Origin of the sequence: Paenibacillus algicola, assembly GCF_005577435.1 — a bacterium.
Classification (GTDB): domain Bacteria; phylum Bacillota; class Bacilli; order Paenibacillales; family Paenibacillaceae; genus Paenibacillus_AQ; species Paenibacillus_AQ algicola.
The window spans coordinates 2,640,493-2,665,207 of the sequence record NZ_CP040396.1 but is presented as its reverse complement, the minus strand read 5'-3'; the positions used below and the strand labels follow the sequence as shown (position 1 = coordinate 2,665,207).

Here is a 24,715-nt window from a genome sequence, read left to right as displayed (position 1 = left end):
AAGCGGTCTTTATAAGGAGGATAAATAAACATGCTGAGATCAATGTATTCAGGCGTATCCGGGATGAGAGGATTTCAAACCAAGCTGGACGTGATCGGTAACAATATCGCGAACGTAAACACGGTGGGCTTTAAAGCCAGCCGCGTAATGTTTAAGGATATTTTGAGCCAAACGGTTTCCGGTGTCACTGCTCCGGTTGAAGGGGAACAGGGCGGCGTCAACGCCAAGCAAATCGGTTTGGGTGTCACGATTGGCTCCATTGATACCGTGCACACTCCGGGCAGCGCGCAGACAACGAACAATCCGACGGATCTTCGTATCGACGGTGACGGATTTTTCATGGTCAAGATGAGTGAAGATCAGGAAGTCCCGTTCCTGACACGTGCCGGTAACTTTATGCTGGACGGTAACCGGGCTCTGGTCACTTCCGACGGGATGTTCGTCTGTGATATTGATGGGGCACCGATTGTACTGGGAGCGGAAGTAACCAGCTTCTCGATCGGACTCGACGGATCGATTCTGACGCAGGGCGGAGACGGTGACGCGGTTCAGATTGGCGTAGCTAAGGTTGCGAATCCTTCTGCTCTGGAAAAGGTCGGAGGGAACCTCTACCGCGTAAATGCAAATGCACTGGGTGAAGACGGAGACGCAGAAGCCATGGGCCTTGCAGCTAACAGTGAAGAGAACGGAACGGGTGCTATTGTTGCCGGCCAGCTTGAGATGTCCAATGTGGACCTGACGGGCGAATTTACGGAAATGATCGTGGCCCAGCGTGGATTCCAGGCAAATTCCCGGATCATTACAACTTCGGATGAGGTACTGCAGGAAGTTGTTAACCTGAAGCGTTAAGCATTGAATGACTAAAGGGGGGCTTGTTCCCCCCTGATGATCTGGAGGAGGCTTTCAATGATCCTGGTAACAAGATTAAACGGTTCACAAATGTGGCTGAATGCGCTGCTGATCGAGATGGTGGAGGAAACGCCGGACACCTACATTACGCTGACAACCGGCAAAAGATTAATTGTGCTGGAGAAAGCGCCTGAAGTAATCCAGTCCATCAAAGCTTATCACCAGGAGATCGGCATGCAGCAGGCATCCATTAAAGTGCAGCATCAGACGGAGGAATCCCCATGAAAAAAATGCTTCCCTGGCTCATTACCATACTGGTATCCATCACTTTGATTGTGTTAGTCGTCTTTTTATTATCTGACAAGCTGCTGGGCGGAGATGACAAGCAAGCGGCTCCGATAAAGCAGGAGGAGCCTGTAATGACGGCAGATGAAATTGTCGAGGTAACTTCAGAGCTGGTGGATATTACGACGAATATGTCCGATCCCAGCTATATTGCGAAGATCAGCTTCGCTTTTCAGCTGAGTGACAAGAAGGCGAAGGAGGACTTTGATAAGATCAAGGAAATTCGCATCAAGCCGATCATTATTAAGACTCTGATGGATACCAAGCCGGAAAGCTTGAAAGATTCTAAAGGAGTCGAGCAGCTCACCAAAGTATTGCAGGACGAAATTAACAAGAATGTGAAGCAAGGTGAAGTCGTGCAAGTGGACGTTACGAACAAGCTGGTCACTGGCATTTAAAATGAGCATCCACAGCTTGCACATAAGGGGGTGAGGTAATTGGTGGACGTATTATCGCAAAATGAAATTGACGCCCTCCTGGCTGCACTCTCGTCCGGTGAAATGGATGCAGATGAGCTGAAAAAGGAAGATACGCAGAAAAAAGTCCGCTCGTATGACTTTAAACGCGCCGTGCGATTTTCGAAGGATCATATCCGAAGCCTGACACGGATCCATGAGAATTTTGCTCGTTATCTGACGACCTATTTTTCAGCCCAGCTGCGCACATTTGTCCAGATAAATGTCGTTCAGGTGGAGCAGCTCCCTTATGATGAGTTCATCCGGTCCATTCCCAAAATGACGGTCCTGAATATCTTCGAAGCGGAGCCGCTGGAAGGGCGGATGGTGCTGGAGGTTCACCCCAACATCGCCTATGCCATGCTGGATCGCCTCTTAGGCGGATCGGGAAGTGCACCATCCAAAATTACATCTTTGACTGAAATTGAAACGATTATTATGGAACGGATTTTCAGTCGTGCATTTGAAAGCCTTCAGGAGGCCTGGAAGACCGTGCTTGATATTTCACCGCGTCTAGAGGCTATGGAAACTAACCCGCAGTTCATGCAGATTGTATCACCGAACGAGACGATTGCCTTGATCTCTCTCAGTACCAAAATTGGAGATACCTCCGGGATGATTAACCTTTGTATTCCGCATGTGGTACTAGAGCCTATCATGTCCAAGCTCTCTGTTCATCAATGGTTTACATCAGAGAAGAAGGTCAGGGATCCCGAAGAGGTAGATGCACTAAAGGCACGCGTAAATAAAGCGGAGCTTCCGATTATTGCCGAGCTGGGCGAATCGCGAATTACGATATCCGAATTCTTGGGATTGAGCACGGGCGATGTAATTACGCTGAACAAGCCTGTACATAACGGGCTGTCGATCAAGGTCGGTGACAAGGTGAAATTTATGGGAAGCCCGGGCACCTTAAAGGACCGGATTGCGGTGCAGATTGATGAAATCGTCAGCGAAGGAGATGAAGAATTTGACGAGTAAAGATTATTTATCCCAGGAAGAGATTGACGCCCTGCTGCAGCAATCAGGAATGTCTTCGACTCCATCCTCCCCGCTGAGTGTGGATGATGTGCTGACACCGCTTGAACAGGATGCTTTAGGCGAGATCGGAAATATCACATTTGGCAGCGCAGCTACGGCCTTGTCCACACTGCTGGGCAAAAAGGTGGATATTACCACACCAAAAGTATCGATTATTACAAGAGATCAGTTCGAAGCGGAGTTTCCGAAGCCTCATGTTGCGGTCCACGTCACTTATGTAGATGGCTTTGAAGGAATTAATTCGCTGGTGATCAAGACCAGAGATGCTCAGATCATCGCAGATCTTATGCTGGGCGGAGAAGGGGCACCTCAGGATGAAGAGCTGAATGAGATTCATATCAGTGCCGTTCAAGAAGCGATGAACCAGATGATGGGCTCGTCAGCCACGAGTATGTCCACCATTTTCAACCGGTTCGTCAATATTTCTCCACCGGGAATTGACATCCTGAACATGTCGAATGGAGATGGCGTCAGCAATCTGCCAGGGGATGAGACATTGATCAAAATTTCCTTCCGGCTTATTATCGGGGATTTGATCGACTCCACCATCATGCAGCTTCTCCCGGTACAATTCGCCAAGGATATGGTGAACATTCTTATGAATGGCGGTGAAGCTGAGGCCGAAGAGCCAGCTGCCGCTGAAGCCGCTCCTGCTGCTCAAGCCCCAGCCGCCCCAGCACAGCCTCCGCAGCCAGATCTGGCGCCGCCAGGACAGCCTGCGCCAGGCTATGGATACGGTCAAGGGATGCCGGGTGCAGAGATGCCGGGTCAACCAGGCTACGGCCAGCCACCATATGTGCAGTCGCCGTACGGCCAGCCAGGGTATGGACAAGCGCCGTATGGTCAGCCGCAAATGCCTTATCCTCAGGCCCCGCAGCATTTTGGAGGAGTACCAAACCGGAACGTAAATGTGCAGCCGGTGCAGTTCGCTAATTTGCAAAATGCACCTTTTGGCCCAGCCGATGAAAACAATTTGAACTTACTGATGGACATTCCTCTTAAAGTCACCGTAGAATTAGGAAGGACCCAGAAGCAAATTAAGGATATCTTGGAAATGTCACAAGGCTCTATTATTGAGCTGGACAAGCTTGCGGGAGAGCCTGTAGACATCCTGGTGAACAACAAGCTGATTGCTAAAGGCGAGGTCGTCGTGATTGACGAGAACTTTGGCGTCCGTGTGACAGATATCGTAAGCCAATGGGACCGAATACAAAAATTACAATAGCACACATTTAGGGAGGATTTTAAATCAATGGCAAATCGAATTCTGATCGTGGACGACGCTGCATTTATGAGAATGATGATTCGTGACATTTTGACCAAAAATGGGTTCGAAGTGGTAGGAGAGGCGCAGGACGGCGCGCAAGCTATTGAGAAGTTTAAGGAGCTGCGTCCGGATCTGATCACAATGGACATTACAATGCCTGAAATGGACGGTATTGCGGCATTGAAAGAAATCAAGAAGAATGATCCCAATGCGAAAGTCATTATGTGCTCGGCGATGGGCCAGCAGGCCATGGTTATTGATGCCATTCAGGCGGGTGCAAAGGACTTTATTGTGAAGCCATTCCAGGCTGATCGGGTCATTGAAGCGATTAACAAAACGCTCGGCGTGTAAGACATGCCGTTGTCATCCGATATACCGAGACCGGATACGTCGGGCTTTTATCTGCAATTGTTCTACGTATTCATTGTGCTTGCCATCATTGTGTTCCTCATTATTACACTGTTCCGCTATTTAGGCCGGAAGAATCAAAGCTGGATGAAAGGACGCTCCATCAAGACATTAGGTGCCTTGGGAATGGGGCCGAACAAATCTGTCCAGGTCATTGAGGTGGGAGAGAGCATTTATGTTGTCGGTGTCGGTGAGGATCTGTCACTGCTCGACAAGATCACCGACCCTGATGAGGTGGCACGGTTAAGGGCAGCAATGGAGCAGGAACAGCATCGCGCGGCGGGCACCATGCCCCCGTTCATCAGTAATTTTGCTGCCAAGCTAAAAAAGAATCGTCCTCCGGAGGATGTTGAACTTGAGGATACTTCATCATTTCATGAAGTGTTTGAATCCAAGCTGCGCAATGTACCGAACCGGAAACAAAAGGTCGAAGAATTGCTGCGGGAGGATCAAAAGGATTCATGAACAAACGAATTGCTAGTCTGATGCTACTGATCCTCCTTGTCGGTGCGGCCTGGGCCACTCCCGTCTTGGCGGATCCCATTCCGAATATTGATATTCAAATTGGCGGAGAAGGCGAGCAGCCCGGTACAAGTGCACTGTCCCTGATCCTGCTAATCACCGTACTAAGTGTCGCTCCAGCCATTCTGGTGCTCATGACGAGCTTTACACGGATTGTCATTGTCCTCGGGTTTGTCCGTACTTCCCTGGGGACACAGATGACACCTCCGAATCAGGTTCTCATCGGGCTTGCGTTATTCTTCACACTGTTTATCATGGCGCCTACGTTCTCAACAATGAACGAACAGGCACTGCAGCCCTATCTGCAGGGAGAAATTACGCAAAGCGAAGCCTTGGAGAGAGCAGAGGATCCCATTAAGCAGTTTATGTTCGCTCATACACGTGAGAAAGATCTTTTACTGTTTATGAAATATACCGGTGAAGATAAACCGGAAACGTACGAGGACATCCCATTAACGGTTCTTGTCCCTGCCTTTGCGATCAGTGAGCTAAAAACAGGATTTCAAATGGGCTTTATGATTTTTATTCCGTTTCTGGTCATTGATATTGTCGTAGCCAGCGTTCTTATGGCCATGGGGATGATGATGCTGCCACCGGTCATGATCTCATTACCCTTCAAAATTTTACTGTTTGTGCTGGTAGACGGCTGGTATCTGGTTGTAAAGTCCTTGCTGATGAGCTTCAACACATAGCTGCAGGCAGCAGAAATAATGATCAGGAGGACAAACCGTGAATGCTGAATTTATTATCGGCTTAGCCGGTCAGGCTGTGTATACCGTTTTGAAGGTGAGTGCGCCGATGCTGATCCTTGCTCTTTTAGCGGGTCTGGCTATCAGTATTTTTCAAGCAACAACACAGATTCAGGAGCAAACCCTGGCCTTTGTTCCCAAAATTATCGTGGTTCTGCTGGCCTTGCTCATATTTGGGCCCTGGATCTTAACCACATTGGTGGATTTCACGTTTGGGATTCTGGACAATCTCTACAAATATATCGGATAGGCTGAATGTCCATGGAATGGTTAGAGCAAAGTGTTCCCGTTTTTATGCTTATGTTTTGTCGAATAACAGCATTTTTTGTGGTCGCTCCGGTCTATTCTTCGCGAACGGTGCCGACCACCCATAAGCTGGGCTTGTCGTTTATTGTCACGCTGCTCGTTTATCTTTCGTTTGGCTTAAGTCAGACAGTGACAGACAATATGTCCTATATCTTGCTGATCCTTCAAGAAGTGCTGATTGGACTGCTGCTGGGCTTTACGGCCTACCTGATGTTTGCCGTCGTACAGACGGCAGGAGCATTGATTGATATCCAGATTGGCTTTGCAATGGCGAATGTGATTGATCCTGTATCAGGCGTATCCTCGCCACTGATCGGCAACTTTAAGTATATGCTGGCCATTCTGGTATTTCTGAGCATGAACGGCCACCACTATCTACTGGATGCCATTATGTACAGCTATGAGTGGGTGCCTGTAACGGGAAATGTGTTTTTCAAATTTGAGGACGGCAGCACTTCGGAATTTTTGATCAAGACCTTTTCGTATTCATTTGCACTGGCGCTGCAGATGTCGGCTCCGATTGTCGTATCTTTATTTTTAACGGATCTGGGATTGGGCTTTCTAGCAAGAACAGCGCCGCAGTTTAACGTGTTTGTCATTGGAATTATTGTCAAGATACTGGTTGGTTTGGGCATGCTCTTTCTTTTAATGCCTGGAATGGTGACGCTGTTTGATCATCTGTTCGACAAGCTGTTCAGGGCGCTGCAGGGACTGCTTGGTGTTCTGGGGCAAAGGCCGGAATAGCGGCAGGGGAAAGCGAGGAATACAATTGAGATTTGAGATGGATCTGCAGCTGTTTGCGGGGGAGAAGACCGAGAAGGCCACGCCGAAAAAGAGGCAGGAAACACGTAAAAAAGGACAGGTTGCTAAAAGTATGGAGCTTTCCGGCGCCTCCATCCTGCTTGCTGCTTTCATTTGCCTTATTTTTTTCGGAGGCTATATTCAGAATCATCTGGTCCGGCTGTTTACGGATGTATTCATCAATCGTCTGGAGATGGCGGTTACTACAGATAATGTAGTCATGCTTCTGGGAGAGTATGGCATACAAATTCTGATTCTCGTGGCTCCGATATTTATTAGCGTGCTCGTTATTGCGATCATTGTAAATTACATGCAGGTCGGGTTTCTGCTTACGGGAGAGCCATTGAAGATGAAGCTGAACAAGCTGGATCCCATTAAAGGGTTCAAGAATATATTCTCGCTTCGTTCATTGGTTGAATTCTCCAAATCCATACTTAAGCTGGCCATTATCGGATACCTTGTATACACCTCACTTTGGAGTGCGAAGGAAGACCTGTCCAAGCTGGCCACTACCAGTCCGGGACAAATACTGCATTTTACAGCTGATGTTACGCTTTGGCTGGGGATTAGGATCGGGGCCGGCCTACTCGTTCTCGCGGTCTTCGATTATATGTATCAGAAATACGATTACGAAAAGAACATCCGCATGTCCAAGCAGGACATCAAAGACGAGTATAAAAAGATGGAAGGCGATCCCTTAATCAAGGGAAAGATCCGGGAACGCCAGCGGCGGATGGCACTGCAGCGTATGATGCAGGAGATTCCGAAGGCGGACGTCATCATTACGAACCCGACCCACTTTGCTGTAGCACTGAAGTATGACGGCTCCAGCATGGAAGCGCCGCAGGTGCTTGCCAAAGGGCAGGATTATATGGCTTTGAAAATCAAAGAAATTGCCAAGAATCATGGCGTGATGACAATGGAGAACAAACCGCTTGCACGGGCATTATTTCAACGGACTGAAATTGGCGACGCCATACCGGGAGACTTGTTTCAGGCCGTAGCTGAAGTGCTGGCATATGTATACAAGCTTAAAGGCAAGGCGAATTAAAGCAGGGAACGGAGGCCGGCAGCAGTGAAGGTGAAGGATTTATCGGTTTTAGTGGGTGTCATCGGAATCGTGCTTATGATGATTCTTCCCATTCCGGACTGGCTTTTAGATGTGCTCCTCGTGATCAACATCTCGCTGGCCCTGATCATTTTGTTAGTTGCAATGAATACCAAGGAAGCGCTGGAATTTTCCATCTTTCCTTCATTGCTTTTGATTACAACCTTGTTCCGGCTTTCTCTGAATGTATCCACAACCAAGCTGATCCTGTCGGAAGGAGAGGCCGGTGAAGTGGTATCGACGTTCGGAAGCTGGATTGCCGGCGGACAGATCGCGATTGGCTTCGTCGTTTTCCTGATTCTGGTTGTGGTTCAGTTTATCGTGATCACAAAAGGCTCGGAGCGGGTAGCCGAGGTAGCAGCCCGCTTTACGCTGGATGCGATGCCAGGCAAGCAGATGAGTATTGATGCGGATCTGAATGCCGGGATGATCAATGAATCACAGGCCAGAGAACGCAGGCAGAAGGTTGAACGAGAGGCAGACTTTTATGGAGCAATGGACGGTGCCAGTAAATTTGTAAAGGGTGATGCCATTGCCTCTATTATTATCCTGCTCATCAATCTGATCGGCGGCTTTATTATCGGGATGTCCATTCACGGTATGCCCTTTGGAGAGGCCATGAGCACGTACTCCATCCTGACCATTGGCGACGGCTTGGTCAGCCAGATTCCGGCATTGCTGATTTCAACAGCAGCGGGCCTGATTGTAACCAGAGCCTCCTCCGATGGAAACCTGTCTGATGACTTGGCAGGTCAGCTTCTCTCCTACCCTAAGCTGCTGTACATCGTTGCCGGAACGGTTGCCCTCTTGGGACTGCTGACCCCAATTCATTTGATTACAACGTTGCCTATTGCTTTCGTCTTGTTTATCGCCGCTCGAACGATGCAGAGCAGCCTAGATCGTAAGCAGGTAGAGGTGGAGCAGCTAGAGGAAGAACAGCAGATTGAAGAGGTCCGCAGTCCGGAAAGTGTCATTAACCTGCTGCAGATCGACCCGATTGAGTTCGAATTTGGATACGGATTGATCCCGCTGGCAGATACCCAGCAGGGAGGAGACCTGCTGGATCGTATTATTATGATCCGGAGACAATGCGCTTTAGAAATGGGACTGGTTGTTCCTGTCATTCGGATTCGGGACAATATTCAGCTCAAGCCGAATGAATACGTCATCAAGATCAAGGGAAATACCGTGGGCGGCGGAGAATTGCTGCTGAACCATTATCTAGCGATGAGCCCCGGCTACGAGGATGATACGGTGACAGGCATTGAGACGATGGAGCCGGCCTTTGGCCTTCCAGCACTTTGGATTGATGAGGCGGCAAAGGAACGCGCTGAGCTTGCCGGATATACGGTTGTAGATCCTCCTTCGGTAGTGGCGACTCATCTGACAGAGCTGATAAAACGTCACGCGCACGAGCTGATTGGACGTCAGGAAACGAAATCACTGATTGACAATCTTCGCGAAACTTATCCGGTGCTGGTGGACGAGCTCATTCCTTCGATTCTTTCTGTGGGGGATGTACAGAAGGTGCTTGCGAAGCTGCTCAAGGAGAAGATTTCAATTCGGGATCTGGTAACGATCTTCGAAACCTTGGCGGATTCAGGACAGTATTCGAAGGACCCAGACGTCTTAACAGAGTATGTCCGACAGGCATTATCGCGACAAATCACCCAGCAGTACGTTCGGGAAGGCGAAGCCATGCGTGTGATCACCGTGGGGCCGGCGCTGGAGAGGAAAATCGCAGAAAGCGTACAGCAGACAGAGCAGGGAAGCTACATTGCAATGGACCCGGCTGCGACGCAGAGTATTTTCCAGAAGCTGAGTGAACAGGTGAACCGCATTATTCAAATGGGACAGCAGCCAATCCTTTTGACCTCTCCAGGAATCCGGATGTATCTTCGGCAGGTCATTGAGCGCAGCATGCAGGATATCCCGGTGCTTTCTTATAGTGAGCTTGAGCCCAACGTAGAAATTCAGAGTGTCGGAGTGGTGAACTTATGAGAGTAAGAAAGTATATCGTGGACACCATGCCGGAAGCTATGCTAAGCATTCGGAAAGACCTGGGCAGTGATGCTGTCATTCTTAGCTCCAAAGAAATTAAAGTGGGCGGCTTCCTCGGTATGTTTACAAGTCGAAAAATTGAGGTCATCGCAGCTGTAGAGAAAAATGAGACCGTTAAGACAGAGAAGGCTCAGCCTAAGGCAGTCAAGCCAGATGGAGATCAGCGCGAAGCTGAGGCGGCAGCCATTGCGCCAAAGCCTCACATTCCCCGGCAGGCAGCAGCCAGCGTCTACAAGACATCAGCCAGGGTGAACACTGAAAGTCTGAAATCGCCGGAGGAACTGGATGGCAAAGCAAAGACGCCTCAGCAAAGCGAGCCTCAAGCCCCAAGAGCAGATAAACACTTGGAACGTGAGGACGAAAGCCAATCAAGTGCAGCTGCGGAAACGGCGGCAGGAGCTCTGAACACCACGGGATCTCGTTCAGGTGTTGCCTCGGCCAAATTCGAAGCGTGGAGCACTGAAGAAGAGCCATCCTTTAATCGAAGTGCAGCGGAGCAGAAGCTATTTGATGAAATTCGGGAAATGAAGGATTGGATTGCACGTCTGTCCCGCCAAACGGCAGCCAAGGAGGTGCTCCCGGACGCAATCGCCTCCATCCGTGACAGCTTGATCGGACAGGGTCTCTCACCGGCAATTTTCCAATTATGGGTTGAGGAAGCCGTCATGAAATGGAATGAAGCTGGCGGTGAGCTGAGTGCAGAGGAGTTAAAAGACTTGTTTATTTCTCAGGCCGCCAGCTTTCTAGAAGGTAGAATCGGTGGGGGGATTCAGCCGGGTACCCGTATTGTTTATGTGGCTGGCCCGACGGGGGTCGGAAAGACGACCACGATCGCCAAGCTGGCAGCGGAGCAGATGTTTAAATATCGGCGAAAGGTTGGCTTTATTACAGCGGATACGTACCGAATTTCGGCGGTAGAGCAGCTGAAGACCTACGCTTCAATCCTCAATTTGCCGATCGAGGTAGTTCAGACTTCTGAAGACATGCAGAGGGCACTGGAGAATCTAAAAGCGTGTGATCTGATTCTCATGGATACGGCAGGACGTAATTACCGGAGTGAGCTGTTCGTCTCCGAACTGCATAGCCTGCTTCCTGAGAATCATGAAAGTGAGACTTATCTTGTGCTCAGCTTGACATCAAAAAGTGAGGACATGGAGCACATTACAGGTCATTTCAGCAAGTATGGACTCGATAAGGTGATATTTACAAAGCTCGACGAAACGGGAAGCTGCGGAGCCATCTATAATCTGTTATCCTCTTTCCCGGTTCAGCTATCCTACATGACGAACGGACAGAATGTACCGGATGATCTGCTAATGCCGGATAAGAATATGCTGGCTAGGATGCTGTTCGGGGAGACTCCCGCATGAGCGATCAGGCAGAAGCGCTGCGGCAGTTAGCAACATCACAGGCCTCTGCAGACATGACTGCGGTTCCGCGTTCAGCCCGATTCATTACTGTCTGCAGCGGGAAGGGCGGCGTAGGCAAATCCAACTTTACTTTGAATTTTGCGCTGGCACTGCAGCAGCAGGGCAAGAAAGTGTTAATTTTTGATGCAGATCTTGGCATGGCGAACATTGACGTTCTCATGGGCGTTTCCTCAAGGTATAACGTGTATCACGTGCTGCGCCAGGAGAAGAGTCTTGCAGAGGTGATTCATCACGGACCCTATGGCCTGCCATTTATCGCCGGAGGCTCCGGCATCGCAGATATGTTTGCAATGACCGATAAGGATGTTAGCCGCTTTATTCAGCAGATGGAAGCGCTGGCCAGTGATCTGGATTATATTCTGTTTGATACGGGAGCAGGGTTGTCCCGGGAGAACATTAATTTTATTACGGCTGCGGATCAATGTCTGGTCGTGACGACACCGGAGCCCACGTCGGTTACGGACGCTTATGCCTTGATCAAGGTGGTTCATAATAACCATCCGGAAGTTCCCTTTACCTTAATGATTAACCGGGCAGGGGATGCTCAGGAAGCCCAGGAAACGTCCAGCAAAATCATTCTAACTGCGAAACGGTTTTTGCAGCTGGATATTTCTCTTCTGGGATATGTCCGTGATGACCAGTCCGTATCCAGGTCTGTGAAACGGCAAGTTCCCTTTCTGGTCGGATTCCCGAAAAGCGAGGCATCCAGGGACATTGAACGCCTGGCGGCGAATTATGCCGATGTGCCATTCAAGGACAGCGGCACTGTCCATAAGGGTGTCAAGGGTTTCGTGCAGCGTTTTCTTAAGCGAAAATAGCCGTATCATGCGGACGAATATAACTGAGGTGTAGACATCTATGAGGGCTTTTCGTGTGCTGGTGGTTGATGATTCCAAATTCATGAGACAAATCATTACGGATTTGATCCAAAAGGATTCCCGATTTCAGGTCGTCGGAACGGCTGCAAACGGAATTGAGGCATTACAGAAAGTAAGAGAGCTGAATCCTGATCTCATTACCATGGATGTGGAAATGCCGGAAATGAACGGGCTGGAAGCGCTAAAGCGCATTATGCAGGATCAGCCAAAGCCTGTAATTATGCTGTCCGGTATTAATGAGCAGGGAATGAAGGAAACCATCCTGGCATTGGAGTCCGGCGCATTTGATTTCATACGCAAGCCCTCTGTCGTGCATGACCAGGACATCAATAATGTGGCCAAGGAGCTGAACAAGCAGCTCAGTGCAGCGATTCAGGCTAAAGAGCGAAGAGCGCTTTGGGAAGAGGAGCAGAAGGTAAAGGAATCCGGTGAGCCCCGGACGCAATCTTCTCGGAATGCCACTGGGACATTACCATCTATGGATGCAGGCCCTGGTATACCCGGGAAGGACCGGCAAGATAAGGCGCAGAGCGAGCAAGGCCGAGGAGCCGGCAGCCTGAAAGACATTGAATCAAAGCCGAAAGGTCAAGCAGTACGGAAGCCTCCTGAGGCCCGTCAAGCTGCTGAGCGTCATGAGAGCACTAACGCTGGCCGCGATCACTTCAAGCGAAGCAAGCCGAAACCGACGCAGCAGGCTGACCCAGCCGCAGCCCCGGAGACGACCAGGAAGGAACGGGGTCATCAAAGTAGACCGGGTGAGCCTGTGCTAGAACGAGGTGCAGGGAGTCAGCATAAGGCACATCAGACAAGTCCGGCCCTGGAGCATATTGTTGCAGTTGGCTGCTCTACCGGTGGACCGAGAGCTTTGAGAACGCTGCTAGAGCGGCTTCCGGCAAATTTCCCGGCACCGGTCGTTATTGTACAGCATATGCCGCCTAATTTTACAAAATCGCTGGCTGCACGTTTAAACACATTCAGCCCGTTACACGTGCAGGAAGCCGAGCAGGGGATGGTTCTAAAGCAAGGCTGTGCATATGTTGCACCGGGGGGACACCACATTCGAATTGTGGAGTCGGCCGGCGGAGAATGGATCATCAGGGTTTCTCAGGAAGAGCAGGTAAACGGCCACCGCCCATCGGTTGATGTCCTGTTTGAATCACTGCTCCCTTTTCAACATATAAAGCGTCACGCCGTATTGATGACCGGTATGGGCAGTGACGGAGCCAAGGCGATGAAAATGCTGTATGACTCGGGTGTGTCTTCAACCATAGCTGAAAGTGAAGAGACCTGTGTTGTCTATGGTATGCCTCGTTCCGCCGTTGAGCTGGGCTGCGTGAGTCATGTGCTCCCGCTTCATTCCATTCCGGACAAGTTGATTCAAGCAGTGAAAAACGGAAAGTGAACTCATGGAGGAGGTGTCTCGCAATGGACATGAATCAGTATTTAAGCATGTTTATTGATGAGTCCAATGATCATCTGCAATCGCTAAATGAAAATATGCTGCAGCTGGAAGCCAGCCCGGATGATTTGAGTATTGTTCAGGTCATATTCCGCTCGGCCCATACTCTTAAGGGTATGGCAGCCACAATGGGCTTTGAGGATCTGGCCTCACTGACGCACAAGATGGAGAATGTGCTTGATCTAGTGCGGAACGAGAAGCTCAAAATGCAGGATTATATTTTTGATACGTTGTTCAAAAGCCTTGATGCACTGGAGTCCATGGTGCAGGACATCGTTGAGGGCGGAGAGGGCAAGGCCGATGTATCGTCCATTGTGTCATCTCTGCAAGCGATTGAGCGCGGTGAGGTTGCCGTGGCCGCTCCTGCCGCAGCGGCCGTCCCAGACCATAGTGCAGCAGTAACAGGCATTGAGCTGGACGAGTTTCAATTCTCGGTACTGAGCCAATCGATATCAGAAGGGCATCAGGTGCTGTACATACAAGTCAAGCTGCGGGATGACTGCATGCTGAAGGCGGTTCGGGCTTTTATGGTATTCGAGCTGCTGGAGCGCTCCGGGGAGATCGTCAAGACGTTCCCGGATGTCCAGGACATCGAGCAGGGAGAATTTGAGCAGGGCTTTACGCTCTATATGATTACACAGAAGCAAGCAGGAGATCTTCAGGACCAGATCATGAACATTTCTGAAATTGAAATGGCTCAGGTCATCGCTTTGGATCAGGAATCGCTGCAGCAGATGAATCAACGAAACTTGGCCGCAGCTGAGACGGCGGCAGCACAAGCGCCCACTCTTCCTGCTGCTGAGGAGAAACCTGCTGTACATTCGCCGGTAAACGCTCCGCCTGCAGTCAAAGCACCGGCCAAAGCCTCCTCTGCAGCCACACCATCAAGAACGATTCGGGTCGACATTGAGCGACTGGACGTATTGATGAATTTGTTTAGTGAGCTGCTGATTGACCGATCACGGCTGGAGCAGCTGGCCAATGAAGCCAAGAATCAAGAGCTGACTGATACGGTAGAGCATATGAGCCGGGTCAGCAGCGATCTGCAAAACATTGTGCTTAAGCTTCGGATGGTTCCTGTGGACACCGTGTTCAACCGCTTTCCGCGGATGGTACGCGATCTGGCCAAATCATTAGACAAAAAAATAGATCTGGTCATCACGGGTGCCGAAACAGAGCTGGATCGAACCGTCATTGATGAAATCGGTGATCCGCTCGTCCATCTGCTGAGAAATTCAGTGGACCATGGTATTGAGTCACCTGCAGAGCGGCTTGCTGCCGGCAAACCCGAGACAGGCACGGTAAATCTGAGAGCTTTCCATAGTGGTAACCACGTATTTATTGAAATTGAGGACGATGGCAAGGGAATCATCCGTGAGAATATTGTCCACAGCGCGGTCAAGAAAGGCGTGGTCACGGAAGAGGAAGCCGCGGCAATGTCCGATTCTGAGGCTCATCAGCTGCTCTTCGCTCCAGGCTTCAGTACGGCTGAGGTGATCTCGGACGTATCTGGCCGGGGGGTCGGCCTGGATGTCGTAAAGTCCAAGATCAACGCGCTCGGAGGGAACGTAACCATCTATTCGACACCGGGAAAAGGAACCAATTTCTCGGTTCAGCTGCCGCTTACGCTTTCGATCATCGCTGCTATGCTCATCAAGATGGGCAGTGAGAAATATGCGATTCCGCTGAGCTCGATTGTGGAGACCGGCATTGTGAAGCAATCCAGTATTCGTACGGTGCATGGCAGCCGTATGATTCCTTTCCGGGAGCATCATATCCCACTCATTTCCTTGAGCCGGGTGTTCAGCATTCCGAGCTATAACGAGGCAGATGAGGCGGAAACCGAAATTGTCGTCATCCGAAAGGGAGAACGGCTCGCTGCGCTGGCCGTGGACGATTTTATTGGCCAGAGCGAGATCGTATTGAAAACGCTGGGTAAGTATCTGCCCGCTGTTCAGGGGATTTCCGGAGCTACGATATTGGGAGACGGCCAGGTAGCCTTGATTCTTGATCCGAACGCTTTTATCAAGTGAACCGGATCTTGCGGGTTCTCGTAAGGACTGGTTACTCATAAGGAGGGTATTAACATGGGAGAAGAAATAAAGGTTATTGTGTTTACGCTGGGCAGCGAGGAGTACGGAATTGAGGTAGACAAGGTTCAGACGATTGAGCGTATGATGCCGATTACCCGGGTTCCCAAAACCTATTCTTTTGTCAAAGGGGTTATTAACCTTCGCGGGGTTGTAATTCCTGTCATCGATCTTCGTGGCCGCTTCAGCCTGCCGGAAGTAGAGCCTACAGAGCAAACCCGTATTATTATTGTCGCCGTCAACGACATGCAGGTCGGCTTTATCGTTGACTCTGCCAGTGACGTGGTAGATCTGAACAGCGACAGTATTGATTCTCCACCAGAGGTTGTGGGTGGAATAAAGGCTAAATATCTCCGCGGTGTAGCGAAGCTCAGCGAAGAGCGCCTTCTGGTTATGCTGAACCTGTCCGAGGTGTTGAACAAGAGTGAAATTATTCAGCTAGAAGGGCTGGAGGAGTAGCCGTGGAACTATTTAAACACGGGAAAGATTTCAAAATGGATGTGCTGAAGGAGGTCGGCAATATCGGAGCCGGCAATGCGGCGACCGCATTGTCACAGCTTCTGAATAAGCCGATTGATATGGCTGTGCCGAAGGTTCAGCTGCTTCCATTCGAAGAGATCGCTGACTGTGTCGGAGGACCAGAGGCTATCGTTCTTGCCGTGTTCCTTCGCGTAGAGGGTGAAGCTCCCGGCAACCTGTTTTTCATTATGACGCCGGAGGCCGGCAAGAAGCTGCTGAAGCGTCTCGCCGGCATTGAGGTGGAGGAGGGCGACAGCTTCAATGAAATGGAGCAGTCGGCACTTAGCGAAATTGGCAACATTTTGGCAGGCTCCTATCTCTCATCTCTAGCTGATTTTACGAGGCTGTCCATGACTCCGACGGTGCCGGGACTGGCCATTGATATGGCCGGTGCTGTTCTGGGCTATGGCTTGCTCCAATTCGGAGAAATGGGCGATGATGCCCTGCTGATCAACACGACATTTTTAGAAGGCCAGTACGAAGTGGAAGGCCAGTTTTTTTTAATCCCGGACCCGCAGACTTTTGCACAAATATTTGAAGCACTGGGAGTGCCTCTAGAGCATGATTGAAGAAAAAAGCATTATTAAGGTTGGCATGGCAGATCTGAATGTGTCCACCTCTGGCGGAATATTAAGAACCACAGGTCTGGGATCCTGTGTGGGGCTGACATTATATGATCCGGTTCAAAAGGTTGGCGGGATGGCTCATGTCATGCTGCCCTCCTCCGCCATTGCAAGAGAAGGTCAACTTAATCTGGCGAAGTATGCGGATACGGCGCTTCCGATCCTGCTGAACAAGCTGAGGGAATTAGGCGCGTCCCCGCTGAGGCTTGTCGCTAAGATGGCCGGGGGGGCGCAGATGTTCACTTTTGCAGGCTCTGGCGACAGCATGCGCATTGGTCCCCGGAATGTCGAATCATGTAAAGAGGGACTGCAGCAAATGAATATTCCGCTGATCGGCGAGGATACTGGCGGAAATTACGGAAGAACTGTGGAATTGGACTGCACAACGGGTAAATTTACCATACGCAGTGTACAAAAGGAAATAAAGGAATTGTAGCCATGAAGGAAAAAATCCGATATTTTTTGTTAGCCGGAGCAGCAGGATTCATATTTACCTTTATTGTTAGCAGCGGGAACAATCTTTGGTCGACTGCCATCACCCGTGCTTGCCTTGCGTTTGTAGTTTGGGCCCTGCTCGCGGCTGTGTTAGGCGGAGTATGGTCGGCCGTGTTCCGGCCGGGGCAGGAAGCTGATGCTCAAGATGAAGAGCGAAGCGCGGAGCCTTTAAAGGGCGCAAAGCTGGATTTATCGACTATAGAGCAAGACGATCAGGAGCTGTTAAACCTGATGAAGAATGAGCAGGAGCCTCAGAGGCAGGAGAACGGATTCACTCCACTCTCCCCACCCAAGCTGGTCACGACGAAAAATCCTGAGGAACTGGCCAAGGCCGTTCGTCACCTGAGTGAAAAATAAGGATGGTGAGGGCAATTGGACTCAAAAAAAGCATCAGCCTTGAATCATGCAGAATTATGGACGGCATGGAAGGAAGATGGAGATCTTTCAGCGAAAAAACAGCTTATCGAGAAGTATTTGCATATCGTGGATTATGTTTCGGGGCGGTTGGCCATTGGCCTCCCCCGGAACGTGTCTAAGGGAGACTTGGCAAGCAATGGAGTTATGGGCCTGATTGACGCCATTGATAAATTTGATTATAAACGCGGCCTGCAATTCGAAACCTATGCATCCTGGAGGGTGCGGGGGGCGATTTTGGATTCTCTAAGGCAAGGTGACTGGGTGCCGCGCTCAGTCCGTGAAAAAGCGAAAAAAATTGAGACAGCATACCAGCAGCTGGAGCAGAAATATTTGCGTACCGTCAGCGATACCGAAATGAGTGAATATTTACAGGTATCTGAAAAGGAATTCCGCCACATGCTTCAAGAGGTTGCCGTGATGACGCTAAACTCTCTGGAGGATCCCATTCGGGAAGAAGAGTCGGAAACGAGAATGACGCTGCTTGTGGATGAGAAGGCCAAAAATCCAGACCATAAGGTACACGAGTTTTATCTAAAAGAGGCACTAATCAAGGGCATCGGTAAGCTTACAGAGAAGGAGAAAACCGTTGTTTCCTTGTTATATTATGAGGACCTGTCTTTAAGTGAAATTGCGGAGGTCATGTCTTTATCTCCATCGAGAATATCTCAGCTGCATTCGAAAGCCATTCTACGCTTAAGGGGGGCTCTTGAGAAAGACAAAGAGCTGTTAATGCACAATGAATAAGGCGTAAGATGGAGAGGGGGGAATTATAATGTCGGTCAGCTTTGCATTGGAGCAATTCTTTCAGATCACGATTTCAGACGACAAGGCAACGGCATATATCGAGCTGGTTAACTGGGAGGAGGACTTTCACTGTGACGTCGAAAGTATGGAAGCCCTCCTAGCTGACCACCAGGTTGTTCATGGCATTCAGCGTGAAGCGCTGGAAGGCATTGCTGCCAAGCCCGCGGGGTACCAGTTTCAAAAAATAGCTGTTGCATACGCTACCCAGCCGATTCCTGGAGAACACGGTAAAATTGTTAGCATGCTTCAGAGTAAGCCGGCCGATCATCGGCCGCTTGAAACCGATGACGGAAAAGTGGACTTTAAAGAAATTACACGGCTGAACAATGTCAGTAAGGGCCAGCTAATTGCGACCCGCATACCTCCTTCGCCGGGAAAGCCGGGGATGTCTGTCACTGGAGCAGAAATGCCTCCCAAGGCCGGCAAAGAAGCGCGCTTTAAAATTGGAAAAAATGTCGTTGTGGATGCAGAGCAGGTGCATATGTACGCCGCTATTGATGGTCTGTTAACCGTGACAGATAACGGAAAAATCAACGTGTTCCCGATCTACGAAATTCACGGCGATGTGGATTACAGCGTAGGCAATATTGATTTTGTGGGAACCGTCGTGATTCGCGGCAACGTGCTATCTGGCTTTCGCATCAAGTCTGCCGGCGATATTCGCGTCACAGGCTTTGTAGAAGGGGCGGATCTGGAGGCCGGCGGCTCGATCGTAATTAACGGCGGCGTGATTGGCTATCACAAAGGCTGCATTCAAGCGGCACAGCATGTGAAATGCGCTTTCGTGCAGGACGGGAACATCGTAGCAGGCGGAGACATTACAGTATCTCAGAGCATCATGCACTCTACCCTTCGGGCTGCACAGAGCATATATTGTAATGGCACAAAGGGATTGATTGTTGGGGGAGTTATTCAAGCTGGTGAGAAGGTCACTGCCAGAACCATCGGGAACAGCATGTCGACCGTTACAGTCCTTGAGGTCGGTGTACTGCCGGAGCTTCGTAATGAGCTGAAGGAGCTGAGAGCGCGTCAGCGGCAGCAGCTTGATCATGTCTCCAAAACAGAAAAAGCGCTGAATCTTTTGAATCAGCTTGCGGCTGCGGGCCAGCTGACGCCGGACAAGCTCGGGCTTCGGATCAAGCTGAATGCTACGCAAAAGTCTCATATGTCAGAGCTGGCGGAAACTAAGGAACGTATTTTTGAAATTGAACAGACTCTGGAGGATACCACCAAAGCTCGAGTCGAGGTTCTAAATTCGATTTATGGCGGCTCCAAAATCGTCATCGGCCGCTACACCCGATTTATCAAGGATGCGTCTCAAAGAGTAGTGTACACCTATATAGATGGTGATATTGCAATGCTTCCTATCACTTGAATGGACATTTATAATTCTGATGAGGTGATGCATCGTGAGCTTGAAATCTGTTGAGATGCAAATTGCAGTGCCGCGAACCACGGAGGCTGGAAAGATCCAACAGGAGCAGCATCAGCGCCCGTCGCAGGAGCAGCTGTTCTTGTCTGCGGAGCAGCTCAAAGACAGCAAGGAAGCCGCTCAGCGCAGTACTGAGGTGGATCAGTCGTCTGATGCCATTTTGCGTGATGGCGGCAAAGGCGGATCCCAGTCTCAATCTCAGAAGCAAGGGGAAGAACTTCCAAAGGATCACAAGCTCCCGGCGGCTGATCACCCCTATAAGGGAAGAAATTTGGACATCACGCTGTAAACTATATTGAATGATAAGAAGGAGTTAACCGGTATGGGCCCATGGATTTACGTCGCCATGCTGGGATTGGCAGCTCTCATCTATGCCCGGATGCTGCCACAGCAGAAGGAACCACAGAAAGCTTCGGACCAGATTGTGAAGGAAGTTGAAGCAACGCTAGAGCAATATGCGGCTGAAATTCAGATTGAAAATGAACAGCTGGTGGAGCTGGTAGCTCGAATGAAAGAGGAGCATTCCCGTACGCTGTCTCACCATGAACAGCAGCTTCAGAGTGTTAACAATCAGCTGAAGCAAGGGGAACAAGAGATGATTATGATGCGAGAGCAGCTAGCCGGACATGAGGCCCTATTCCTCCAGCTCCAGCAGCAGCTTGCGAAGGAAGAAGCACCACCTGAGCCCGGACTGGATCCCACGATCAAGGACAGATACAGCGAGCTGTTTGCCATGTATCAGAGCGGTAAATCCATAGACAGAATTGCGAAGGATACCGGGATGCAGAAAGGTGAGGTTCAGCTTATTATTCAGCTGGCGAAGCGGGAGGAGCTGTCATGATCAAGAACAAGAGCTTTCTAAACGGCTTGGGCCTGGGCCTTATTCTGGGTGCCGTGCTGCTGCAGCTCATGTTTCTGGGACAAGCGGCTTCAAGCACTGATGAAAGTAAAACGGAGTGGACCCGGGAGGAGCTGGAGCAGGCGGCAGACAGCATCAACCTGCGCGTCCTAGAGTCACAAGAAGAGCTGATGACGGAGGAAGAGTGGTCCGAGCTTCAGAAGCAGGATGAACAGCAGCAACCAACTGGTTCTGATAATCAGCAGGGCGGCGCTGCTGCACCAAAGGCATCTCCTGCTGATCAAGGCGGCAGCTTAGAGCCTGCTGCGCCTTCCCAGCCTGAGAGTCCTGAGAAGACCACAGCACCGGAGGCGAAAGCACCTGCCCCCGCCGCAGAGCCGGCGCCGCAGAAATCAGCCCCTCCGGCGGCGCCGGAAGCACCTAAAGCTGTCTATATTAAATATAGCATTCCTCCAGGAGCACATTTAAGTGATGTCGCTGCAGGACTGAAGCAGTCCGGGGTGATTCAGGATGCCGCAGCTTTTGTGACAGCCGCGACAGAGAAGAAGATTAACCTGTCAATTCAACAGGGCACCTTCACCTTCCGCAAAGGGGAAAGCTTCGGCTCAATTATGGAGAAGATTACAAGCAAGCCTCAATCCTGACGTCCGCGGCAGCCAATGCCCGGGCGTTTTTTGCAGCTTATGCAGCCGTCAGTGGAAGGGCTCGGAAAATAAATTGCATCCCGTCCAATGATATGTTATAGTAATTGACGGTGTTAAAACACACGCTTTGGGAATTTCGTTGAGGGTGCTTTCTATGGAAAGTCTCAGCGGGAGATGAACCGGGCGGAGGGCACACAAAAAACCAAACTTAGGAGGTGTGTGAAGATGGCAGTTATCTCCATGAAACAGCTTTTGGAAGCTGGGGTACACTTCGGTCACCAGACTCGTCGTTGGAACCCGAAAATGGACAAATTTATCTTCACTGAAAGAAACGGTATTTACATTATTGACCTGCAAAAGACAGTTAAGAAAGTCGAAGAGGCATACAATTTCGTGAAAGGCCTGAGCGCTGACAACGGAACTATTCTTTTCGTAGGTACTAAGAAGCAGGCTCAAGATTCCGTGAAAGAAGAAGCTGAACGCTGCGGCATGTACTACATTAACCAGCGCTGGCTCGGCGGAACGCTGACTAACTTCGAAACCATCCAGAAGCGGATTAACCGTCTGAAGGAACTGGAAAGATGGGAAGAGGACGGCACGTTTGAAGTGCTGCCTAAGAAAGAAGTTATCCTTCTTCGCAAGGAGAAAGATCGTCTGGAGAAATTCCTCGGCGGTATCAAGAACATGAAGGGCCTTCCAAGCGCGCTGTTCATCATCGATCCTCGCAAAGAGCGTATCGCTGTTGCAGAAGCACGCAAGCTGGGCATCCCAATCGTAGGCATCGTGGACACGAACTGTGATCCGGACGAGATTGACTACGTGATTCCGGGTAACGACGATGCAATTCGCGCTGTCAAGCTGTTGACTGGTAAAATGGCTGACGCAGTTGTGGAAGCACATCAAGGCGAAGAGACTACTGCTTAATTCAAGCAGGTCACATACTATGAATTAAATGAAAAGGGTGGTTGGTAGGTGGATAACCTTTCACTGCCCTTTTTTTAAGGAATAAAAGCCTATACTTAGTTGTAAATCAGGACTGAATAGTCATAATAACCATTGGAGGGATTTGAAATGGCAGTATCCGCTAGTGCTGTAAAAGAGCTTCGTGAAAGAACAGGAGCCGGTATGCTCGACTGCAAGAAAGCGCTCGACGAAACAAACGGTGATATCGACAAGGCCATCGCGCTGCTTCGCGAAAAAGGCCTGTCTGCTGCAGCCAGCAAAGCTGGCCGTGTGGCAACGGAGGGCGTTGTTGAATCTTACATTCACGGCGGCGGCCGTATCGGCGTCCTGGTTGAAATCAACTGCGAAACCGACTTTGTAGGCAAAACCGATCAGTTCAAGGAATTTGCGCGTGATATCGCAATGCATATCGCAGCAGCAAGCCCGAAATATGTTCGTCGTGAAGAGGTTCCTACAGAAGAGCTCGAGCAAGAGAAGGAAATTCTGAAGGCTCAGGCTCTGAACGAAGGCAAGCCAGAGAAGATCGTTGAGAAAATGGTTGAAGGCCGCATCAACAAGTACTATGAAGAGTATTGCCTGATGGAGCAATCCTTCGTGAAGGACCCGGACAAAACGATCAGCGTATTGCTGAATGAGAAAATCAGCACCATCGGTGAGAACATCTCTATCCGCCGCTTCGTACGTTTTGAGCTGGGTGAAGGCCTGGAGAAGAAGCAGGACAACTTCGTTGAAGAGGTAATGGCACAAGTTAACAAATAAGCTGCTTGCAGCTGACATAGTATAAAAGAGCCGGAACACATTGTGTTCCTTCTTTTATAAAGTGGAACCAAGACGGATGCGTCAAGCTGACGTTTTAAAGTGGAGGGTATACATTTGGAACAGCCTGTATTTAAACGTGTTATATTGAAGGTCAGTGGGGAGTCTCTGTCAGGTCAAAACGGTTACGGCATTGATGCTGAAACCATATCTTCCATTGCAGAGCAGGTTCGCGACGTCGTTGAGCTGGGTGTTGAAGTAGCCATCGTATGCGGCGGCGGAAACATCTGGAGAGGCATCGCCGGCAGTGCGAATGGCATTGACCGTGCAACGGCGGACTACATGGGAATGCTGGCCACCGTGATGAATTCACTCGCGCTTCAGGATGCTTTGGAGCAGATCGGCGTGCCGACCCGCGTACAAACCTCGATCTCCATGCAGCAGATTGCTGAGCCTTATATCCGCCGCAGAGCCATTCGCCATCTAGAAAAAGGACGTGTCGTTATCTTTGCAGCCGGTACGGGTAATCCGTACTTCTCAACGGACACTACCGCAGCACTCAGAGCGGCTGAGATTGAGGCAGAGGTCATCCTGATGGCGAAGAACAAGGTAGATGGTGTATACTCAGCGGATCCATTCAAGGATGCAACCGCAGAGAAATACGAGCAGCTGACTTACCTTGAGGTCTTGAATAAAAATCTAGGCGTCATGGATTCCACGGCATCGTCCCTGTGTATGGATAACAATCTTCCTCTGATCGTGTTCAATATTACGGAGCAGGGGAACATCAAGCGTGTGGTCCTGGGCGAGAAAATTGGAACCATCGTTAAAGGGAGTGTAGATTAATGCCGCAAACGGTCAAGAAAAATGCTGAAGAGCGCATGGAGAAAGCGATTCTGTCTTTGAAGCGCGACCTGGCCAGCCTGCGTGCCGGAAGAGCAAGCACCGCGCTTCTGGACCGGATTCAGGTGGAATACTACGGTGCTCCGACACCGGTAAGCCAGCTGGCGAACATTACGACACCGGATCCGCGTACATTAATGATTCAGCCCTGGGATAAAACCTCCCTGGGAGATATCGAAAGAGCGATCATGAAATCAGACCTGGGTCTCACACCGGCAAATGACGGCAGCCAGATTCGTCTGTCGATTCCGCCACTTACGGAAGAGCGGAGAGCGGAGCTCGTGAAAATGACCAAGAAATTTGGCGAAGAAGCCAAGGTTGCGATCCGTAACATTCGCCGTGATGCCAATGACGATATTAAAAAGATGGAAAAAACAGATATTTCTGAGGACGAGTCCCGGAGACATCAGGACGATATTCAGAAGACAACGGACAAGTTCATTGCCGAGGTTGACAAGGTGCTACTTGCCAAAGAAAAAGAGATTATGGAAGTATAGAGACTTTTGGCCCCTCCGTTAGCGGTGGGGTTTT

The 24,715-nt window shown here is 50.1% G+C and carries 29 protein-coding genes; all 29 read left to right on the top strand.

Going from position 1 to position 24,715, the window contains the following annotated elements:
- Nucleotides 1–30 precede the first annotated feature (30 nt).
- The 29 genes from flgG (at nt 31) to frr (ending at nt 24,681) form a co-directional block, all read left to right on the top strand.
- Complete coding sequence (gene flgG, locus E6C60_RS12350; protein ID WP_138226122.1) at nt 31–849, top strand: flagellar basal body rod protein FlgG; 819 nt, start codon at nt 31–33, stop codon at nt 847–849.
- A 57-nt stretch (nt 850–906) separates the two neighbouring features.
- Entirely contained in the window at nt 907–1,134 is a 228-nt protein-coding gene (locus E6C60_RS12345) for a flagellar FlbD family protein (RefSeq protein WP_138226121.1), read from the top strand.
- On the top strand, nt 1,131–1,592 hold the full coding sequence (locus E6C60_RS12340; protein WP_138226120.1) for a flagellar basal body-associated FliL family protein: 462 nt from the start codon (nt 1,131–1,133) through the stop codon (nt 1,590–1,592). Before E6C60_RS12345 ends, E6C60_RS12340 begins: the two co-directional genes overlap by 4 nt.
- Nucleotides 1,593–1,631: 39 nt before the next feature.
- Nucleotides 1,632–2,630, top strand: coding sequence for a flagellar motor switch protein FliM (gene fliM / locus E6C60_RS12335; RefSeq protein ID WP_138226119.1), 999 nt, complete (start codon nt 1,632–1,634; stop codon nt 2,628–2,630).
- Nucleotides 2,620–3,915 carry a flagellar motor switch phosphatase FliY gene (fliY, locus tag E6C60_RS12330; protein WP_138226118.1) on the top strand — a complete coding sequence of 432 codons (1,296 nt, stop codon included), beginning with the start codon at nt 2,620–2,622 and terminating at the stop codon, nt 3,913–3,915. The genes fliM and fliY overlap by 11 nt, the downstream gene beginning before the upstream one ends.
- 27 nt (nt 3,916–3,942) lie before the next feature.
- Nucleotides 3,943–4,308, top strand: coding sequence for a response regulator (locus tag E6C60_RS12325; RefSeq protein ID WP_138226117.1), 366 nt, complete (start codon nt 3,943–3,945; stop codon nt 4,306–4,308).
- Nucleotides 4,309–4,311: 3 nt separating this feature from the next.
- Nucleotides 4,312–4,830 (top strand): FliO/MopB family protein, encoded by a 519-nt coding sequence (locus tag E6C60_RS12320; RefSeq protein ID WP_138226116.1) that lies wholly within the window; start codon nt 4,312–4,314, stop codon nt 4,828–4,830.
- Nucleotides 4,827–5,579 (top strand): flagellar type III secretion system pore protein FliP, encoded by a 753-nt coding sequence (gene fliP / locus E6C60_RS12315; RefSeq protein ID WP_138226115.1) that lies wholly within the window; start codon nt 4,827–4,829, stop codon nt 5,577–5,579. Before E6C60_RS12320 ends, fliP begins: the two co-directional genes overlap by 4 nt.
- Nucleotides 5,580–5,616: 37 nt before the next feature.
- Nucleotides 5,617–5,886, top strand: coding sequence for a flagellar biosynthesis protein FliQ (gene fliQ, locus E6C60_RS12310; protein ID WP_138226114.1), 270 nt, complete (start codon nt 5,617–5,619; stop codon nt 5,884–5,886).
- 11 nt (nt 5,887–5,897) lie between these two features.
- On the top strand, nt 5,898–6,686 hold the full coding sequence (gene fliR / locus E6C60_RS12305) for a flagellar biosynthetic protein FliR (RefSeq protein WP_138226113.1): 789 nt from the start codon (nt 5,898–5,900) through the stop codon (nt 6,684–6,686).
- Nucleotides 6,687–6,723: 37 nt separating this feature from the next.
- A complete protein-coding gene (flhB, locus tag E6C60_RS12300) occupies nt 6,724–7,794 on the top strand; it encodes a flagellar biosynthesis protein FlhB (protein WP_138227784.1) in 1,071 nt (356 codons plus the stop codon).
- A 24-nt stretch (nt 7,795–7,818) separates the two neighbouring features.
- On the top strand, nt 7,819–9,852 hold the full coding sequence (gene flhA, locus E6C60_RS12295; RefSeq protein WP_138226112.1) for a flagellar biosynthesis protein FlhA: 2,034 nt from the start codon (nt 7,819–7,821) through the stop codon (nt 9,850–9,852).
- Nucleotides 9,849–11,282 (top strand): flagellar biosynthesis GTPase FlhF, encoded by a 1,434-nt coding sequence (flhF, locus tag E6C60_RS12290; RefSeq protein ID WP_138226111.1) that lies wholly within the window; start codon nt 9,849–9,851, stop codon nt 11,280–11,282. The genes flhA and flhF overlap by 4 nt, the downstream gene beginning before the upstream one ends.
- Nucleotides 11,279–12,160 (top strand): MinD/ParA family protein, encoded by an 882-nt coding sequence (locus E6C60_RS12285; protein ID WP_138226110.1) that lies wholly within the window; start codon nt 11,279–11,281, stop codon nt 12,158–12,160. Before flhF ends, E6C60_RS12285 begins: the two co-directional genes overlap by 4 nt.
- 40 nt (nt 12,161–12,200) lie before the next feature.
- Nucleotides 12,201–13,622 (top strand): protein-glutamate methylesterase/protein-glutamine glutaminase, encoded by a 1,422-nt coding sequence (locus E6C60_RS12280; protein WP_138226109.1) that lies wholly within the window; start codon nt 12,201–12,203, stop codon nt 13,620–13,622.
- Nucleotides 13,623–13,645: 23 nt separating this feature from the next.
- Nucleotides 13,646–15,712 carry a chemotaxis protein CheA gene (locus tag E6C60_RS12275; RefSeq protein WP_138226108.1) on the top strand — a complete coding sequence of 689 codons (2,067 nt, stop codon included), beginning with the start codon at nt 13,646–13,648 and terminating at the stop codon, nt 15,710–15,712.
- A 54-nt stretch (nt 15,713–15,766) separates the two neighbouring features.
- Nucleotides 15,767–16,228, top strand: a complete 462-nt coding sequence (locus E6C60_RS12270) for a chemotaxis protein CheW (RefSeq protein WP_138226107.1) — start codon at nt 15,767–15,769, stop codon at nt 16,226–16,228.
- A gap of 35 nt (nt 16,229–16,263) precedes the next feature.
- Nucleotides 16,264–16,857: a chemotaxis protein CheC gene (locus E6C60_RS12265; RefSeq protein ID WP_397331908.1), complete on the top strand. Its 594-nt coding sequence runs from the start codon at nt 16,264–16,266 to the stop codon at nt 16,855–16,857.
- The gene (locus E6C60_RS12260; RefSeq protein WP_138226105.1) at nt 16,850–17,347 is read left to right on the top strand and encodes a chemotaxis protein CheD; all 498 of its coding nucleotides are present in this window, start codon (nt 16,850–16,852) and stop codon (nt 17,345–17,347) included. Before E6C60_RS12265 ends, E6C60_RS12260 begins: the two co-directional genes overlap by 8 nt.
- 2 nt (nt 17,348–17,349) lie before the next feature.
- Complete coding sequence (locus E6C60_RS12255; RefSeq protein ID WP_138226104.1) at nt 17,350–17,763, top strand: hypothetical protein; 414 nt, start codon at nt 17,350–17,352, stop codon at nt 17,761–17,763.
- Nucleotides 17,764–17,778: 15 nt separating this feature from the next.
- The gene (locus E6C60_RS12250; RefSeq protein WP_138226103.1) at nt 17,779–18,567 is read left to right on the top strand and encodes a FliA/WhiG family RNA polymerase sigma factor; all 789 of its coding nucleotides are present in this window, start codon (nt 17,779–17,781) and stop codon (nt 18,565–18,567) included.
- Between the two features lie 28 nt (nt 18,568–18,595).
- The gene (locus E6C60_RS12245) at nt 18,596–20,002 is read left to right on the top strand and encodes a flagellar assembly protein A (protein WP_138226102.1); all 1,407 of its coding nucleotides are present in this window, start codon (nt 18,596–18,598) and stop codon (nt 20,000–20,002) included.
- 34 nt (nt 20,003–20,036) lie between these two features.
- Complete coding sequence (locus tag E6C60_RS12240) at nt 20,037–20,348, top strand: hypothetical protein (RefSeq protein WP_138226101.1); 312 nt, start codon at nt 20,037–20,039, stop codon at nt 20,346–20,348.
- 33 nt (nt 20,349–20,381) lie between these two features.
- Nucleotides 20,382–20,900 (top strand): hypothetical protein, encoded by a 519-nt coding sequence (locus E6C60_RS12235; protein WP_138226100.1) that lies wholly within the window; start codon nt 20,382–20,384, stop codon nt 20,898–20,900.
- Entirely contained in the window at nt 20,897–21,562 is a 666-nt protein-coding gene (locus E6C60_RS12230) for an endolytic transglycosylase MltG (protein ID WP_138226099.1), read from the top strand. The genes E6C60_RS12235 and E6C60_RS12230 overlap by 4 nt, the downstream gene beginning before the upstream one ends.
- Before the next feature lie 225 nt (nt 21,563–21,787).
- Nucleotides 21,788–22,486, top strand: a complete 699-nt coding sequence (gene rpsB / locus E6C60_RS12225; RefSeq protein WP_138226098.1) for a 30S ribosomal protein S2 — start codon at nt 21,788–21,790, stop codon at nt 22,484–22,486.
- A 147-nt stretch (nt 22,487–22,633) separates the two neighbouring features.
- Nucleotides 22,634–23,284: a translation elongation factor Ts gene (gene tsf / locus E6C60_RS12220; protein WP_138226097.1), complete on the top strand. Its 651-nt coding sequence runs from the start codon at nt 22,634–22,636 to the stop codon at nt 23,282–23,284.
- Between the two features lie 114 nt (nt 23,285–23,398).
- On the top strand, nt 23,399–24,127 hold the full coding sequence (pyrH, locus tag E6C60_RS12215; RefSeq protein ID WP_138226096.1) for a UMP kinase: 729 nt from the start codon (nt 23,399–23,401) through the stop codon (nt 24,125–24,127).
- A complete protein-coding gene (gene frr / locus E6C60_RS12210) occupies nt 24,127–24,681 on the top strand; it encodes a ribosome recycling factor (protein WP_138226095.1) in 555 nt (184 codons plus the stop codon). Before pyrH ends, frr begins: the two co-directional genes overlap by 1 nt.
- The last annotated feature ends 34 nt before the right edge of the window (nt 24,682–24,715 follow it).

Coding starts and splice junctions, on each gene's coding strand:
- E6C60_RS12260 (WP_138226105.1), top strand. CDS start 16,850: ATGATTGAAGAAAAAAGCATTATTAAGGTTGGCATGGCAGATCTGAAT.
- E6C60_RS12320 (WP_138226116.1), top strand. CDS start 4,312: ATGCCGTTGTCATCCGATATACCGAGACCGGATACGTCGGGCTTTTAT.
- E6C60_RS12285 (WP_138226110.1), top strand. CDS start 11,279: ATGAGCGATCAGGCAGAAGCGCTGCGGCAGTTAGCAACATCACAGGCC.
- tsf (WP_138226097.1), top strand. CDS start 22,634: ATGGCAGTATCCGCTAGTGCTGTAAAAGAGCTTCGTGAAAGAACAGGA.
- E6C60_RS12235 (WP_138226100.1), top strand. CDS start 20,382: ATGGGCCCATGGATTTACGTCGCCATGCTGGGATTGGCAGCTCTCATC.
- frr (WP_138226095.1), top strand. CDS start 24,127: ATGCCGCAAACGGTCAAGAAAAATGCTGAAGAGCGCATGGAGAAAGCG.
- flgG (WP_138226122.1), top strand. CDS start 31: ATGCTGAGATCAATGTATTCAGGCGTATCCGGGATGAGAGGATTTCAA.
- E6C60_RS12270 (WP_138226107.1), top strand. CDS start 15,767: ATGGGAGAAGAAATAAAGGTTATTGTGTTTACGCTGGGCAGCGAGGAG.
- E6C60_RS12275 (WP_138226108.1), top strand. CDS start 13,646: ATGGACATGAATCAGTATTTAAGCATGTTTATTGATGAGTCCAATGAT.
- E6C60_RS12230 (WP_138226099.1), top strand. CDS start 20,897: ATGATCAAGAACAAGAGCTTTCTAAACGGCTTGGGCCTGGGCCTTATT.
- flhF (WP_138226111.1), top strand. CDS start 9,849: ATGAGAGTAAGAAAGTATATCGTGGACACCATGCCGGAAGCTATGCTA.
- E6C60_RS12345 (WP_138226121.1), top strand. CDS start 907: ATGATCCTGGTAACAAGATTAAACGGTTCACAAATGTGGCTGAATGCG.
- E6C60_RS12280 (WP_138226109.1), top strand. CDS start 12,201: ATGAGGGCTTTTCGTGTGCTGGTGGTTGATGATTCCAAATTCATGAGA.
- E6C60_RS12245 (WP_138226102.1), top strand. CDS start 18,596: ATGTCGGTCAGCTTTGCATTGGAGCAATTCTTTCAGATCACGATTTCA.
- E6C60_RS12340 (WP_138226120.1), top strand. CDS start 1,131: ATGAAAAAAATGCTTCCCTGGCTCATTACCATACTGGTATCCATCACT.
- rpsB (WP_138226098.1), top strand. CDS start 21,788: ATGGCAGTTATCTCCATGAAACAGCTTTTGGAAGCTGGGGTACACTTC.
- E6C60_RS12325 (WP_138226117.1), top strand. CDS start 3,943: ATGGCAAATCGAATTCTGATCGTGGACGACGCTGCATTTATGAGAATG.
- flhB (WP_138227784.1), top strand. CDS start 6,724: ATGGATCTGCAGCTGTTTGCGGGGGAGAAGACCGAGAAGGCCACGCCG.
- E6C60_RS12265 (WP_397331908.1), top strand. CDS start 16,264: ATGGATGTGCTGAAGGAGGTCGGCAATATCGGAGCCGGCAATGCGGCG.
- E6C60_RS12255 (WP_138226104.1), top strand. CDS start 17,350: ATGAAGGAAAAAATCCGATATTTTTTGTTAGCCGGAGCAGCAGGATTC.
- fliR (WP_138226113.1), top strand. CDS start 5,898: ATGGAATGGTTAGAGCAAAGTGTTCCCGTTTTTATGCTTATGTTTTGT.
- fliP (WP_138226115.1), top strand. CDS start 4,827: ATGAACAAACGAATTGCTAGTCTGATGCTACTGATCCTCCTTGTCGGT.